The sequence below is a fragment of the Commensalibacter melissae genome (assembly GCF_003691365.1).
Taxonomy (GTDB): domain Bacteria; phylum Pseudomonadota; class Alphaproteobacteria; order Acetobacterales; family Acetobacteraceae; genus Commensalibacter; species Commensalibacter melissae.
On sequence record NZ_CP033087.1, the window covers coordinates 91,761 to 106,163 of the forward strand.

The 14,403-nt window shown below is 37.0% G+C and carries 12 protein-coding genes; 5 read left to right on the top strand and 7 right to left on the bottom strand.

Annotated features, from left to right (window positions below):
* Nucleotides 1-34: 34 nt before the first annotated feature.
* From D9V35_RS00400 to D9V35_RS00430, 7 genes are all read right to left on the bottom strand, one after another.
* Nucleotides 35-1,366 (bottom strand): sulfate adenylyltransferase subunit 1, encoded by a 1,332-nt coding sequence (locus D9V35_RS00400; RefSeq protein ID WP_122122854.1) that lies wholly within the window; start codon nucleotides 1,364-1,366, stop codon nucleotides 35-37.
* Nucleotides 1,367-1,404: 38 nt separating this feature from the next.
* Nucleotides 1,405-2,319, bottom strand: a complete 915-nt coding sequence (gene cysD, locus D9V35_RS00405) for a sulfate adenylyltransferase subunit CysD (RefSeq protein WP_122122855.1) — start codon at nucleotides 2,317-2,319, stop codon at nucleotides 1,405-1,407.
* A gap of 26 nt (nucleotides 2,320-2,345) precedes the next feature.
* Nucleotides 2,346-3,098 (bottom strand): phosphoadenylyl-sulfate reductase, encoded by a 753-nt coding sequence (locus D9V35_RS00410; protein ID WP_122122856.1) that lies wholly within the window; start codon nucleotides 3,096-3,098, stop codon nucleotides 2,346-2,348.
* Nucleotides 3,099-3,394: 296 nt separating this feature from the next.
* Nucleotides 3,395-4,378, bottom strand: a complete 984-nt coding sequence (locus D9V35_RS00415) for a sulfate/molybdate ABC transporter ATP-binding protein (protein ID WP_122122857.1) — start codon at nucleotides 4,376-4,378, stop codon at nucleotides 3,395-3,397.
* 1 nt (nucleotide 4,379) lies between these two features.
* Complete coding sequence (locus tag D9V35_RS00420; protein WP_122122858.1) at nucleotides 4,380-5,222, bottom strand: sulfate ABC transporter permease; 843 nt, start codon at nucleotides 5,220-5,222, stop codon at nucleotides 4,380-4,382.
* A complete protein-coding gene (gene cysT, locus D9V35_RS00425) occupies nucleotides 5,223-6,089 on the bottom strand; it encodes a sulfate ABC transporter permease subunit CysT (protein ID WP_110439303.1) in 867 nt (288 codons plus the stop codon).
* A gap of 18 nt (nucleotides 6,090-6,107) precedes the next feature.
* Nucleotides 6,108-7,139 carry a sulfate ABC transporter substrate-binding protein gene (locus tag D9V35_RS00430; RefSeq protein ID WP_122122859.1) on the bottom strand — a complete coding sequence of 344 codons (1,032 nt, stop codon included), beginning with the start codon at nucleotides 7,137-7,139 and terminating at the stop codon, nucleotides 6,108-6,110.
* A 369-nt stretch (nucleotides 7,140-7,508) separates the two neighbouring features.
* Between D9V35_RS00430 and cydD the strand changes: the two genes are divergently transcribed.
* The 5 genes from cydD (at nucleotide 7,509) to cydB (ending at nucleotide 14,394) form a co-directional block, all read left to right on the top strand.
* On the top strand, nucleotides 7,509-9,185 hold the full coding sequence (gene cydD / locus D9V35_RS00435; RefSeq protein ID WP_122122860.1) for a thiol reductant ABC exporter subunit CydD: 1,677 nt from the start codon (nucleotides 7,509-7,511) through the stop codon (nucleotides 9,183-9,185).
* Nucleotides 9,182-10,879, top strand: a complete 1,698-nt coding sequence (gene cydC / locus D9V35_RS00440; RefSeq protein WP_122122861.1) for a thiol reductant ABC exporter subunit CydC — start codon at nucleotides 9,182-9,184, stop codon at nucleotides 10,877-10,879. Before cydD ends, cydC begins: the two co-directional genes overlap by 4 nt.
* Nucleotides 10,880-10,993: 114 nt before the next feature.
* Nucleotides 10,994-11,464 (top strand): hypothetical protein, encoded by a 471-nt coding sequence (locus D9V35_RS00445; protein ID WP_122122862.1) that lies wholly within the window; start codon nucleotides 10,994-10,996, stop codon nucleotides 11,462-11,464.
* 190 nt (nucleotides 11,465-11,654) lie between these two features.
* Nucleotides 11,655-13,256, top strand: coding sequence for a cytochrome ubiquinol oxidase subunit I (locus D9V35_RS00450; RefSeq protein ID WP_122122863.1), 1,602 nt, complete (start codon nucleotides 11,655-11,657; stop codon nucleotides 13,254-13,256).
* Nucleotide 13,257: 1 nt separating this feature from the next.
* Entirely contained in the window at nucleotides 13,258-14,394 is a 1,137-nt protein-coding gene (gene cydB / locus D9V35_RS00455; protein ID WP_122122864.1) for a cytochrome d ubiquinol oxidase subunit II, read from the top strand.
* Nucleotides 14,395-14,403: the final 9 nt, after the last annotated feature.

Consider the following 14,403-nt stretch of genomic DNA (forward strand, 5'->3'; position numbering starts at 1 on the left):
TCTTATGGGTGATAGTGCAATAACAGCTTGCCGGCTAGTCTTGGAGGAGAACAGCTCCAGCAGTCCGATTGGTGGCCGTATCTACCAAAATGGCTGCACCCACATCTTTTGCCTGGTTATAGGGTAAAACCGGAATTGGCTGTTGCAAGGTTAGGGAAACTTGTCCAATACTGTTTTTCTGTAAATCCTTGGCAGGTTCTTTTTCCAGATTATGTATATTTAGATGATTATGAATCGATGAGATTTTCGCCTTGATCCAGCGGTGACCATGTTTCAACCAATAAAGTCTTCCAATAATCAAAGGTTCGTCATCCAACCATGCCAGGGTGGCTTGGACCTCTTTTTGTAATGGAGATATGGAAGGAGAGGTTATCCAGTCCCCTCGGGAAATGTCTATTTCTCGGTCAAGAATTAATCCAACGGATTTACCCGCTTCAGCACAGGGTATTTCGTTTTGTAGTGCATCGGCAAAAATCTTAGCAATTTTTGCTTTTAGTCCAGAAGGTTGCACAATAATTTCATTTTCTGGCTTGACAGTTCCTGCCGCTATTTTCCCCCAAAAAATTCTTTGACCATGTTGGGTGGGGCTGGATTGGGTTTCAGATAGTTTTTGTACATATTGGACAGGGAAATATAAAGGACATTTGACAATATGTTGTTGGGAGGGAAGTTCGGTCAAGGCGTCTAAAAGACAGGGACCGTGATAGACATTTTCACATAAGCGATATCTTTCGTTATCAGCTATAGTGGAGATGATATTATAACCTTTTAATGCTGAAATGGGTATGATGTGCGTAACAGGTATATTTGCTTCCTGAGTGAATTTTTTTAGTGCTTTTTTAATATGCACAAAGGCAATATCGGGATTTTTGACAGCATCAAGTTTATTGATGGCGAAAAGCAGCGAAGGGACTTTTAATAGGTTGGCAAGTAATGTGTGCCGACGGGTTTGAGGCAACAAGTCAACATTTTCCATCTCCCAGTTTAATTTTGTCGCATCGACCAAAATGACGGCAGCGTCACTATTGCTGGCGGCGGTTACCATGTTTCTTGTGTATTGTTCATGACCTGGTGCGTCCGCGATAATGAATTTACGAGTTGGTGTGGTAAAATAACGGTATGCCACATCGATTGTAATACCTTGTTCTCGTTCAGCTTGTAATCCATCTGTAAGCCGGGCGAGATCATAGGAACGGTCTGTCGAAAACTGTTGTTGTATACCAGATAGTTGATCGGCAAGAATTGCCTTGCTATCGAGTAATAAACGGCCGATTAATGTGCTTTTGCCATCGTCAACGTTTCCGGCGGTCAGGAATTTTAATGTATGATGTGAATGAGAGGTGGAATTTACGGGAGAAGATATCATGATGCATTCCTTAAGAAATAAAAACGGGGATAGAGAGATCAGAAATAACCTTCAAGTTTACGTTTTTCCATTGAGGCTTCTGAGGTCTGGTCATCCATACGGGTTGCACCACGTTCACTGATCGTGACGGTAGCTGTTTCCCTGACAATATCGCGTGCTGTTTTTGCATTGCTTTCAATAGGGCAAGTACAGGTCATGTCACCGACCGTGCGAAAGCGGACAGTTTTGGTAAGAATTTCTTCATCTTGTTTAGGCTGTGTCACCTCTGTTACAGGAACAAGCAACCCTTTGCGGGGAATGACTTGCCGTTGATGAGCGTAGTAAAGGCTGGGTAAGGGAATATTTTCCTGTTCGATATAACGCCATACATCATATTCCGTCCAGTTAGAGATTGGAAAAACACGGAAATTTTCACCCGGATGAATTCTGGTATTGAATATGTTCCATAATTCTGGCCGTTGATCTTTGGGTTGCCATTGACCAAAAGAATCCCTGTGTGAAAAAATTCTTTCCTTGGCACGGGCCTTTTCTTCGTCACGGCGGGCCCCTCCAATTAATGCATCAAAACCAAATTCCTCTATAGCCTCCAACAATGTTACTGATTGATGGGGATTACGGCTTTCCAAAGGATGAGATAGCCTCACCGTACCTCGTTTCATTGATTCTTCTACTGATCGAATGATTAAATTTGCCTTTAATTCTTTTGCTCTCTGATTACGAAATTGGATGACTTCTGGAAAATTATGTCCTGTATCGATCATAAGAAGCGGAAAGGGGAAGCGTCCCTGCCCAAAGGCTTTTTCAGCCAGCCTTAATAAAATACATGAATCCTTGCCGCCAGAAAATAACAGGGCTGGTTTTTCGAAGGAACCAGCCACTTCACGCATAATGAATATGGCCTCTTCTACCAGATCATTTATGGCAGGGTTCGAGGATGATATGAGAAAATTCATGATAAAATGACCATAATTAAAATATGTTAAGACTGATGAGAGTTGAGAGAAATGGGTGCACTCACATGAAGACCACATTCCTTCGCTTCATCATGTTCCCACCACCAGCGTCCAGCTCTGAAATCTTCGCCAAGAGTGATGGCGCGAGTGCATGGTTCGCAGCCAATACTGACAAAAAAATGATCATGAAGCGTATTGTAGGGAACGCGATATGTTTTAACGTAGTACCACACATCTCCATTTGTCCAGTCAAGTAAAGGGTTTAGCTTTACTTCAGGTTGATCATTCCCTTTGTTTTCAGGTTCAACTGCTTGAAGATTGGCCCGGAAATTTGATTGTTCTTTGCGTAATCCTGTAATCCAACCTTTATAGTTTCGTAAAAGGTCGGTCAGGGGGACCAGTTTTCTGATGTGACAACATTCTTTACGAAGCTCAGTTGATCGATAAATCGCTTTTTCACCATTTTTTTGAACATAATTCTGGACTGTTTTTTTGTTTGGATAATAGCTTTTTATTTTTATACTATAATGAATTTCAGCTTGTCTTTTTAAGGCTAGCGTTTGAGGATGCAGTTTTAGTGTATCCAGCATGGAAACCTGAATGGGTAAATCAAGCTGATGGATAAGATCTGTGATTACCATATCCTCCACCCCTAAACTGGTTGCCTGAACCAATGGTGAATAATCCCGATTTATTTTTTGCAGGAATGATCTTGTTTGTTCGAGCTTCTGTTCATATTGCTCGCTTGGATGTTTGGAATAGAATTCAAGTGGTGTCATCGTAAACTGTTACCTAAGTTGATATAATAATTCTGTTATTAGGAATTTGAAAAAGATGCGGTTAGAAATTCTGGTGTTAATGACTAAATAGGATAATCTGCAGTAGGGGGCTGATCCATGGTAAAACTATTCCTCAAATTACTTTAATTAACTGTAAAATATAGAATATTTTCAATTTATGCAATATAATTTGTATTATTTAAGTAAATAAAGTCAATTAATAACTATAAAATATTGTATATTTTATTTATAGTTTATTGATTTATATATAAAATTTATAATTTCCTTGTATATATTCATATTTCAAAATCTAAAATTGGCTTAAAATAAATAATTTGGCCTTTTTTTAGATTCTGAATTTTTGGAATTGTTTTTGGAATTTGGGCTTCAATGTGAGAGGTGCATTGTTGAGGTTTTAAAACTAGTTTCAGTAAAGCACCAAGGGGTCGTATATCGATGACTTCTGCTGGATAGTATCCTATAGGGGATATATCGTTAATTTGTATATCAATTTCATAAGGACGAAAGTTAAAGCTTTTTTCCCCAATGCGTAAATTATTCGAATCGCCCAGAAAATTATAGACAAAATCATTGGCCGGATTATTGAGGATTTCAATCGGGGAGCCAATTTGTTCAATGACACCCCTATTCATGATGACAACACGATCAGCAATTTCCATGGCCTCCTCCTGATCATGCGTTACAAAAATGGTTGTCAGGTGAATTTCTTGATGAAACTGGGTTAGCCAACGTCGTAATTCTCTTCGGACCTTTGTATCAAGAGCGGAAAAAGGTTCATCCAGTAATAGAATTTTGGGATTTATGGCTAGGGTACGTGCCAGGGCAATTCTTTGGCATTGTCCGCCGGAGAGTTCATGTGGATAATGATTGGCCACATGTTCAAGTTGTACCATTTCCAGAAGAAATTGAGCTTTTTTCGTGATCTCTTTGGGGGAAAGCCTTACTTTTTTTGGTTTAATGCGTAGACCAAACGCAATATTGTCAATAACTTTCATATGTGGGAATAAAGCGAAATTCTGGAATACATACCCAATATGTCGATTACGAATATCTTCCTTGCTTATATCCTGGTTTTCAAAAAAGATGTGTCCCGAGGTGGGCAATTCCAAACCTGCAATAATTCGTAACAGGCTTGTTTTTCCACATCCCGATGGTCCTAGGAGTGCAACAAGCTCACCTTTTTCAATGGTGAGGTTTATATCATTGAGTGCATGATAATGATTGAACCATTTATTGAGATGAGATATCTGAATACCCATTTTAACTATTTCCCTTCTTTTGGGACGGTTTAAGTTGTTTCTCACACCAATATCTTAGAATGAGAATGAATAGGGCCATGATAAGAAGGAGAATGGAAATACTGAATGCGGCCGTGGCATTATATTCATTATATAAAATCTCGATATGAAGGGGTAAGGTATTGGTCAGGCCTTGTATATGGCCTGAAACAATTGAAACGGCACCAAATTCTCCCATGGCACGGGCGGTACACATAACAATACCATACAGAAATGCCCATTTGATGTTGGGAAATGTTATTTTTTTAAAAATTTGCCATCCTGATGCACCTAACAAACGGGCGGTTTCCTCTTCTTGATTGCTCTGGGTTTGCATTAAGGCGATCAAAGAACGTGTGATAAAAGGAAAAGTCACAAAAATGGTTACAAGAATAATTCCTGGAATTGCATAAATAATTTGTAAGTGATAATGCATTAAAAAAGTATGTAAAATACCTTGCGATCCATAGAATAAGGTATAAATCAAACCTGCAATCACAGGGGAAATGGAAAAAGGCAGATCGATGAGGGTTAAAAGTATATTTTTCCCTTTGAAATCATATTTGCATAAACACCATCCAGCCATCAGTCCGAAGATTCCATTGAAAAAAACGGCGCAGGAAGTCGCTATTATTGTTAATTTTAGTGCCGCCAGGGCTTCTGACGAAGTACAGGTGACCCAGAAAAAGACAATACCTTTGCCTAAACCTTCAATTAGAATGATAGAAAGGGGTGCGATAAAAATAATTAAAAAAATGAGCCAAGTAATAAAGATAACGCTGTTTTTTTGCCAATTTACAAAAGGTTTGGAGGAATAAAAGGGCATTTATGTATTCCTCTGAAAAATATTAAAAGGGGAAAGCTGGGATGTGGATAGAATTAGGCGGTAAGGTTTAAAATGTTTTTGGAACAGGTTGAAAAAAAATAATAAAGAAAAAGAAACCAGCAACATTAAGAGACTGATTACAGTTGCACTCGTATAATCAAACTGGTCAAGTTTTGATACGATTAAGATAGGTAAAATTTCCGTTTTGTAAGGAATATTTGCGGCAATGAACACAACGGAGCCATATTCTCCCAAGCTTCTTGCAACAGAAAGCGAAAAACCGGTAAGCCATGCAGGAAATAAAATGGGGAGAAAGATATATATAAATGTTTGTAAACGGGTTGCACCTAGTGTGTAAGCCGCTTCTTGTAATGAGGGGGGGAACTCTTTTATAACGGGTTGCAAGGTTCTGATTACAAAGGGAATTGTAACGAATATGAGGGCAAGAATAATTCCCAGGGGTGTGTAGGCAACCTTGAAGGGTAAAATTGTACCGAATAAACCGTTGGGCGCATATAAGTCTGTTAATGCAATGCCTGCAATTGCAGTAGGTAATGCCAGGGGAAGATCAATCATTGAATCAATTATTTTTTTTCCCTTGAATTCGTAACGTATTAAATTCCAGGCCAAAAAACCGCCCAGGATAGAGGACAGTAAAGAAGCGCAGAAAGAGGTGTAAAAAGAAAGTTTTAATGCGCTTAATAAGCGTTGATCGGTTAAGATCATGACAAGCTGATGACTATTGATATGGGTGCTGTAAAGAATCAGTCCAACCAATGGTAATAAAACGATAAAGGACAACCAGAAAAGACTGTATCCAAAACTAAGCCAAAACCCTGGAAGAATTGAATATCGGGAAAAAGACATAATTTTTTCCTTATGGCTTTATTGATTAATACTGTGAATGATTTGGTCAAAAATGGCATGATCTTTGAAAAACTCTTGGTTAATCTCTGCCCAGTTTTTGAAGAAATCATTGATCTTTAAAAGATGAAGGGGACGAAACATGATGTAATGGGATGCTATACGTGGATTAATGGGACGATAATAATTTTGAGCGGCAATTTTTTGACCTTCATCGCTGTAAAGCATAAGTAAATAATCTTTTGCTACTTCTCTTGTTTTTTTTTGGTCAATAACAGTATCGATGAGTGCAACGGGGGGTTCCGTTAGGATAGATGTGGATGGGGTTATTACCTCAAATTGTCCTGCCCCTGATTCACGGGTTGCCATATAGGCCTCATTCTCCCAAGAAATAAGTACATCTCCAATGTTGCGTTGGGTAAATGTAAGACTGGCGTTCCTTGCCCCGGCATCAAGTATGGGAACATTTTTATAAAGGTGTTTGACAAAATCATAGGCCTCTTGTGGATCATGATTTTTGGTATAACTGTAAAGCCATGCAGCGAGAAAATTCCATCTTGCCCCACCAGAGGTTTTTGGATTGGGGGTAATTACAGCAATGTCAGGTTTGACAAGATCATTCCAGTCATGGATATGCTTGGGATTACCTTTGCGAACAAGAAAAACAATGGTTGATGTATAAGGAACACTATGATTGGGAAAATTGTCCTGCCAGTTTTTGGTCAGCAAGGGGTGATATTTATTGATTGCATCAATATCTCCGGCAAGAGCTAGTGTGGCAATATCGGCTTGCATACCGTCAATAATGGCCCTGGCCTGCTTTCCTGAACCACTATGGGATTGGTATATTATGACATCCTGACCTGTTTTCTGTTTCCAGTAATGTTGAAAAAAATGGTTATATTGATGAAAAAATTCTCGTGTTGGATCATAGGAAGAATTCAATAGAGTTATGGTTTTAGTACGGGCGGTGGATGTTGTGACGGCAAAAACTGCAATAATCAAAGCTATATATAAATGTAATGTTTGAGTAATATATCTGAATAAAAACATAGGGATATGGCTTTGAAAGGGGAATAATTACTTGCGTAAATGTGAATATGAACTATTTTAACAAAAAATAAAAGTTAATTTTTAAAAAATATAATAAATTACTTTTTTATAAAGTATTTTAAATCTGTGTAAATATAAATTTTCAGATTTATCTAGAAGATAAATTTGATGACATTAATTTTGATATATATATATATCAATTATTTCTGTTTTACAACAAACTTCAATTTTCGCGAAAATGTTTATTTTATAATTTTAGGGGTCAATATAAAATACATTTTATATCATTATCATCATGTTGCCGCCAATTTAAATAATCATTATTTAGATTAGTATAAAATTTAGATTAATTTTATATGTTTTATAAAAATGAATAATATATCAATAACGCTTAACAAATTTATTAAATTATCAGTAAATTGGTTTGTTATTACTGTTTTTTTATCTTCAATTTCATCAATATTATTAATATTAGAATTGGTGTTGTTGTCAAAAATCATTACTTCAATCATATTTTATAAAGCGAATATTTCTTTTGTTGATAACGAAGTTATTTATTTTATATGTTGTGTATTTTTTCAAATTTGTACCAGATCTGTTTCTGATATTACTGGCATAAAAGCGGCATTAAAAATTACAAAAGCCATAAGGTTGGAGATTTATCAATCACTGTTAAGAACAGGTCCAATTTCCTACAGTCATATTTCTTTGGGGGAAATGGTTAACAGCCTAACAGAAGCCGTCGATAATCTGCTTCCCTATTTTGCACGCTATATCCCCAGTGCCGTGATGATGGTCATATTGCCCCTGTTTATTTTGGCCACTGTTTTAAACTTTGATATTTGGGGTTTTGTGATTTTGTTATGTACGGGTCCTTTAATTCCGCTTTTTATGGCTTTGGTTGGATATACGGCACAGGTGATTATGGATAGACAATGGCGGCAGTTATCCCTGTTAAGCGGAAACTTTTTTGACATGTTGAAAGGGTTAAAGACCTTACGGTTATTTGGACGGGCTGGTGAAAGTCTGAAATTTATTGAAAAACTTTCAGATGAATATCGTAAAACAACGCTGTCAGTTATGAAGGTTGCGTTTTTAACGTCAGCAGTGTTGGAATTTTTTTCAAGTTTATCAATTGCAGTTGTCGCTGTGACATTTGGTATTCGTTTGTTAAATGGAACCATGCATTTTCACTCTGCTTTTCTTGTCCTGTTATTGGCGCCAGAATATTTCATGCCTTTACGAGACTTTTCATCGAGTTACCATGCCAGACAAAATGCAAATGCAGCCTTGGATCAATTAAAAAAAATATATAGTTTACCAAAATTAATTAAATTTTCTTATCAAAATAAAAGGATAGATTCATGTATTAAGGAAATCATTCTCGATCATGTAACGGTTAAGAATAAAGAAAATATAAATTTAGTGCAGGATATCACTTGTACATTTTTAAGAGATAGGCTCAATATTATATTTGGTCATAGCGGTGCTGGAAAAACGACGTTATTAAATATTCTACTTGGTTTTTTACCTGTACAATCAGGCACGCTTAAAATTGTTGATTTAAAAAACCAGTCGCAATCTATAAATATGGTTGATATTGCCTGGGTTCCTCAAGAACCTTTATTGCTATATGGGACGATTAGGGATAATTTATCCCTGAAAGCTTTTGAACCTTCTCTTGAACAATTGTGTAGTGTAGCCAATCAAGCCGGTATTTTGTCTTTTATAGAAACCCTACCACAGGGTTTTGAAACTCATATAGGGGAGGAAGGGCAGAATTTATCGGGTGGACAAATAAGACGCCTTATGTTGGCACGAGCGCTGTTAAAAAATCCAGATATTCTGATTCTTGACGAGCCCACTTCCGGGTTGGATCAAAAAAATGCCTTGCAGATTATTCAGACTATTCAACTTCTTAAAAAGGACAGGATTGTTATTGTGGCAACGCACAATCCCCTTTTAATCTCTTATGGTGAGGTTTCTGTACAAATAGATCGGGGACAACTGCTTCATAATTCAAGGGTTGGTGGCAAGTCGTTATGAATTTTAATTTTTCTTTTTTTCAATTGGTTAAACCGATTAAATGGCATTTAATGCTGGGTCTATTTTTATCTTGTATCGCGGCCCTGAGTAATTTTGGGTTGCTGTTTTTATCAGGATGGTTGATAGCTAGTGCAGCCATAGTTGGATTAACCGGGATTATTGCCGTTCAGGCATTTAATATTATTGTTCCAGCCTCAGGGGTCCGTTTTTTTGCCATAACACGGATTGTGACACGATATTTGGAACGTGTGATCACGCATGATGGCGCATTAAGGGTTATAAGCCTGGCAAGAAAAAAGGTTTATGAATGTCTGATCCCCTTAACACCTGCAGGACTTGTGAATAAAAGAGGGGGTGACTTGCTGGGACAATTTGTTTCCGATTCAGAAAATATAGCAAATTATTATACTGATGCATTGCTTCCATTTATTCGGGCTTTATGTTGTGGGATTATATTTATTGTTACCTTTTATTTCTTTTTGCCTGTGGCGGCTTTCTCCTTGGCCATAGCTTTTATCATGGCAGTCGGTCTGGTTTCTGTTGGAGTTTACGGTTGTTCATACAAGTATATTTGTCATATTCTTGAATCAAGAAACAATTTACAGGCTGATCTAGGTGAAACTCTGCGTCATTTTGGTGAATTATATATTTTTAAGGTTATTGATCAGTATTTTAAAAAAATTCAGACTGCTCAGAAATCTATTGATCAAAGCAGATTGATGCTGGATTGTATTGAAAGTGTGGCCAAGTCATTAATTACATTTATTATGATGATTTGTGTTATTGCCGTTTTGTTTCAGGCCAGTAATGCTCATCATGATATAGGACTGAATGCAGCTGAAATTCCCATGTTGGTTTTGGGTGTAATGGCAGCTTTTGATGTTATACTTCCTTTACCACAGGCTTGTCATGCTCATATAAAAGCACGCCTGGCACAAAAAAGGTTACAGATTCTATCAAATGCAGGGAAAAAGAAACAAAGCAGTAGGGTCATCAATTCCGTATCCTCTTCCACCTGTCTCGTATTTGACAAAGTTCAATTCAGTTATCCCCATAACCCAAGAATGATTTTACAGAATGCATCTTTAACAATCAAACAAGGTGATAAAGTGGCGATTATTGGCGAGTCCGGGACTGGTAAAAGTAGTTTGATCAATTTGATTTTTTCGTTTTATCCAATCCAGGCTGGAGAAATTAAGTTTGCCGGTGAATCTGTCAAGAATTTGAATGCGGATAATTTATCTTCTTTTATCACTGTTGTTTCCCAGGATTTTCATCTTTTTTCTGGAAGCATCATGGATAATTTTAGATTGATTGTACCGGATGCAACTGAAAATAAAATTTATGATGTGTTAAAAATTGTGCAACTTGATGATTTTGTTAAACGACTACCAAAGAATATTCACAGTCATATAGGCAATAATGCAATAGAATTGTCGGGAGGGGAGGCAAAAAGATTGGCTATTGCTATTGCTCTTTTACGTAAAACCCCCTGGCTGATTCTTGATGAACCAACAGATGGTTTGGATCAGCAAACAAAATATACAATGATGCAGGAATTATTGAAACTATATGCTGACAAAACTCTAATAATCATTACTCATGAAACAAGTATATTGTTTTTAATGAATCTTGTTTTTTCGCTGGAAAATGGATGTTTTAATAAAGTTATCATGGATGACTATAAAAAATAATCTTAATTTCAAAATTAAATTACACGAATATTTTACGTATAATTACATTTTTTTATCAATCGATTTTAACAAAACATGTTATAAAGAACTAATATTATTTTTAGCTGTCTGATAATGTATCCAAAACGGAAAACTGAAGAAAAAAGCATAGATAGGGCTTGTAACTATACAGCACTGACAGTTTTATTTTTCTTTGTTTTTCATTTATTCACTACGCCCCTGACATTTACGAAAATATGGCATTGCCCAATGCATAATGGGCAATTTGCGCCAAAGGCCATGATGCATATGCAACATATGAACAGTATGTTGGGTATGAATAACGCCATTGTGCCAATGGATGAGAAAATTTCCTCTTCTCACGGTTCAACTTCTCATTCAAAACAAAAAGGGATACTTTTCTGTCTTTATTGTAGTATTTTTTGGTTGCCAATATCGATTGTTAATTATGAGCCTTTATTACCTTCGATTTTAATATCCATTATTTCATATTTATATCGGATATATCTTGCTAAGGCTCCACTCAATATTTTTTACAAGGCAAATGGGGCAAGAGCGCCTCCATTTTATGAAACATATTCATAAGTAAAATATTCAAACAATATTTGTGTTTGGCTATTATAGAAAACACCTCGTTGATAAAATAGTTTATAAAGCAATCAAATAATCATTCTTTTATTTGGTACAGGGTTTTTTGTTGTCTTTTTCTATGATTTTCTATTTTAGCCAGATATTAGACTAGAACATTTTTTTGAAAAAATGAAAGTTATATAAAATGGATGGGATACACCTTCTGGTTGTAAATCTTTCCCGCTTTCAGTTTGCTTTGACAGCTTTGTATCATTTCATGTTTGTTCCTTTGACACTGGGTCTAACATTTATCTTGGCTGCCATGGAAACTGCCTACGTCATTACTGGTAAAGAAATTTACAAGGAAATGACACAATTCTGGGGAAAATTATTTGGTGTTAATTTTGCGATTGGTGTCGCAACAGGATTAACCATGGAATTCGAATTCGGCACGAACTGGTCAATGTATTCAAGGTTCTTTGGCGATATTTTTGGAACACCTCTTGCGATTGAAGGTTTAATGGCCTTCTTTATGGAATCAACATTTATTGGACTAATGTTTTTTGGATGGGACCGGTTGAGCCGTGGTGCGCATCTGGCAATTACCTATCTTGTCGCATTGGGGTCAAATATTTCCGCCTTATGGATTTTAGTGGCAAATGCCTGCATGAATATGCCTGCAGGGGCTCATTTTGATCCAGAGACCATGCGATTAACCTCAACAAGTTTTGTTGCTCTGGTTTTCAATCCTGATGCACAGGCAAAAGCTGTACACACTTCTGTGGCAGGATTTGTAACTGCATCAATGTTTGTAATGGGGATCAGCGCATTTTATTTATTACGTAAACAGCATCGTGAATTTGCCGCACGTTCTTTTCGTATGGCCGCGTTATTTGGAATTATTTCGACAATTGCAGTCATAACGCTTGGGGATGTCCTTGGCCGATTGGACTATATGCATCAACCGACAAAAGTTGCTGCAATGGAAGGATTGTGGGAAACAAGCAAACCTCCTTATGAACCATGGATTTTATTTGGTATTCCCGATGATAAAAAGCAGACAAACTATCTGGAGGTTGGAATTCCTTTTGTTTTAACCCCTTTGTTAACCCATGATTTTACAACCCCTATTCCTGGTGTTAAGGAATTAAAAAATCAAGCGGCTCCAAGAATTGAGTCGGGTATAAAGGCGGTAGCGGCTTTAAAACGTTATGGGGAAGGCCATCGACAGGTCGATCTTGATATATTTAAGGCTCATCAAAAAGATATGGGATATGGTTTTCTGGCAAGTCAATATGCTCCGGATCAGGATATAGCAAAGATTACGTCAGAGTATAAATCGACTATTATTGAAAAAACTAAGAATGATATTGTCCCTAATGTCTTTGTTACATTCTGGGCCTTCAGAATTATGGTTTTCCTTGCAATTTATTTCTTTGTCATTTTTGCCATGGGATCATATGTAAGTTTGAAAAGGCAAATTGAAAAAAACCGTTTGTTTTTAAAGATAATTACATGGTCAATTCCGCTTCCTTTTATTGCATCCGAGTTCGGTTGGATCACAGCAGAGGTGGGAAGACAACCATGGTCCGTTTATGAAATTCTGCCGACAGTTGTTTCTTCGTCAACACACAGTGCGGGATATATGGTTTTTTCCTTGATTGGCTTTTTATTATTTTACAGTGTATTTATTGTCGTGGAATTTTATTTGATGTTTAAATTTGCTCGACTTGGGCCGGTAAAATATCAAGATAGGGATTCTTTGTCGAAAAAAGTGTTTACATATCAAGAAGGCTGGGGAGATTGATATGGAGTATTATGTAATTCTCAAATTAATCTGGGCAACATTATTATGTATACTGCTTATTGGATTGGGCCTGATGGTCGGTATGGATATGGGTGTTGGTATGCTTCTTCGTTTTGTTGGCAAAAATGATGTTGAGCGTCGTACAGCCCTTAATATTATCGGACCCCATTGGGAAGGGAATCAGGTATGGTTTATTTTGGGAGCAGGTGCCATTTTTGCTGCTTTCCCGACCTTGTATGCCACGGCGTTTTCTGTTTTTTATGTTGTTATGGTTTTACTGTTGTTCAGCATGATTTTGCGACCTGTAGCTTTTGAATTTAGATCAAAAGTTGATGCAAAATTATGGCGTTCGAGTTGGGACTGGATTTTTTTGGTTTCTGGTTTCTTTCCAATGTTTGTCTGTGGAGCAGCCTTTGGTAATATCTTGCAAGGTGTAGGATATCATTTCATTTGGAATGGACAGTATTTTCAAGATGAATCTTTTTGGAGCTATCTGATTAATCCATTTGCTGTTTTATGTGGTTTATTATCGGTTTCGTTAAGTATTTATCAAGGTGGAGCCATGTTGATGATACGTGGTGAAGATCCCATTTATTTACGGGCAAAAAAATATGCCACTATTGCAGGGATGATAGCGATAATATTATTTGTGTTGGGAGGATTATGGATTACGCAGATTAAAGGATTTGTTTTAGTCAGTGGTCATCCTGCAATGCCTTCAAATCCATTATTTGGTCAGAATGTTGCATTATATAAAGGGGCCTGGTTACATCATTTTTATGAACATCCAATTTTATGGGGTTTACCTTTGCTGGGTGTTTTATGCATGTTACTGGGAACATTAATGGTTAAATCTGATAGACCTGTTGTTGCCTGGTGGATTGGGCTTGGTTCCTGGATTGGTGTTATTGTTACGGTTGGGGCTGCCATGTTTCCGTTTTTTATGCCTTCAACAACAATTCCAAATCAAAGTCTGACAATATGGAACAGTTGCGGTAGTTTATACGGATTAATTTGCATGGCTGTTGTGGCTTGTCTTTTCGTGCCTATTATCCTTTCTTATACGTCATGGTGCTTTTATGTCATGCGGGGTAAGGTTAAAACTTCTAATATCATAAATGATCATCATAGTTATTGAATAATAAGG

Bases quoted from the DNA above. Each gene is read 5' to 3' on its own strand.
- D9V35_RS00400 (WP_122122854.1), bottom strand. From the start codon at position 1,366: ATGATATCTTCTCCCGTAAATTCCACCTCTCATTCACATCATACATTA.
- cysD (WP_122122855.1), bottom strand. From the start codon at position 2,319: ATGAATTTTCTCATATCATCCTCGAACCCTGCCATAAATGATCTGGTA.
- D9V35_RS00410 (WP_122122856.1), bottom strand. From the start codon at position 3,098: ATGACACCACTTGAATTCTATTCCAAACATCCAAGCGAGCAATATGAA.
- D9V35_RS00415 (WP_122122857.1), bottom strand. From the start codon at position 4,378: ATGGGTATTCAGATATCTCATCTCAATAAATGGTTCAATCATTATCAT.
- D9V35_RS00420 (WP_122122858.1), bottom strand. From the start codon at position 5,222: ATGCCCTTTTATTCCTCCAAACCTTTTGTAAATTGGCAAAAAAACAGC.
- cysT (WP_110439303.1), bottom strand. From the start codon at position 6,089: ATGTCTTTTTCCCGATATTCAATTCTTCCAGGGTTTTGGCTTAGTTTT.
- D9V35_RS00430 (WP_122122859.1), bottom strand. From the start codon at position 7,139: ATGTTTTTATTCAGATATATTACTCAAACATTACATTTATATATAGCT.
- cydD (WP_122122860.1), top strand. From the start codon at position 7,509: ATGAATAATATATCAATAACGCTTAACAAATTTATTAAATTATCAGTA.
- cydC (WP_122122861.1), top strand. From the start codon at position 9,182: ATGAATTTTAATTTTTCTTTTTTTCAATTGGTTAAACCGATTAAATGG.
- D9V35_RS00445 (WP_122122862.1), top strand. From the start codon at position 10,994: ATGTATCCAAAACGGAAAACTGAAGAAAAAAGCATAGATAGGGCTTGT.
- D9V35_RS00450 (WP_122122863.1), top strand. From the start codon at position 11,655: ATGGATGGGATACACCTTCTGGTTGTAAATCTTTCCCGCTTTCAGTTT.
- cydB (WP_122122864.1), top strand. From the start codon at position 13,258: ATGGAGTATTATGTAATTCTCAAATTAATCTGGGCAACATTATTATGT.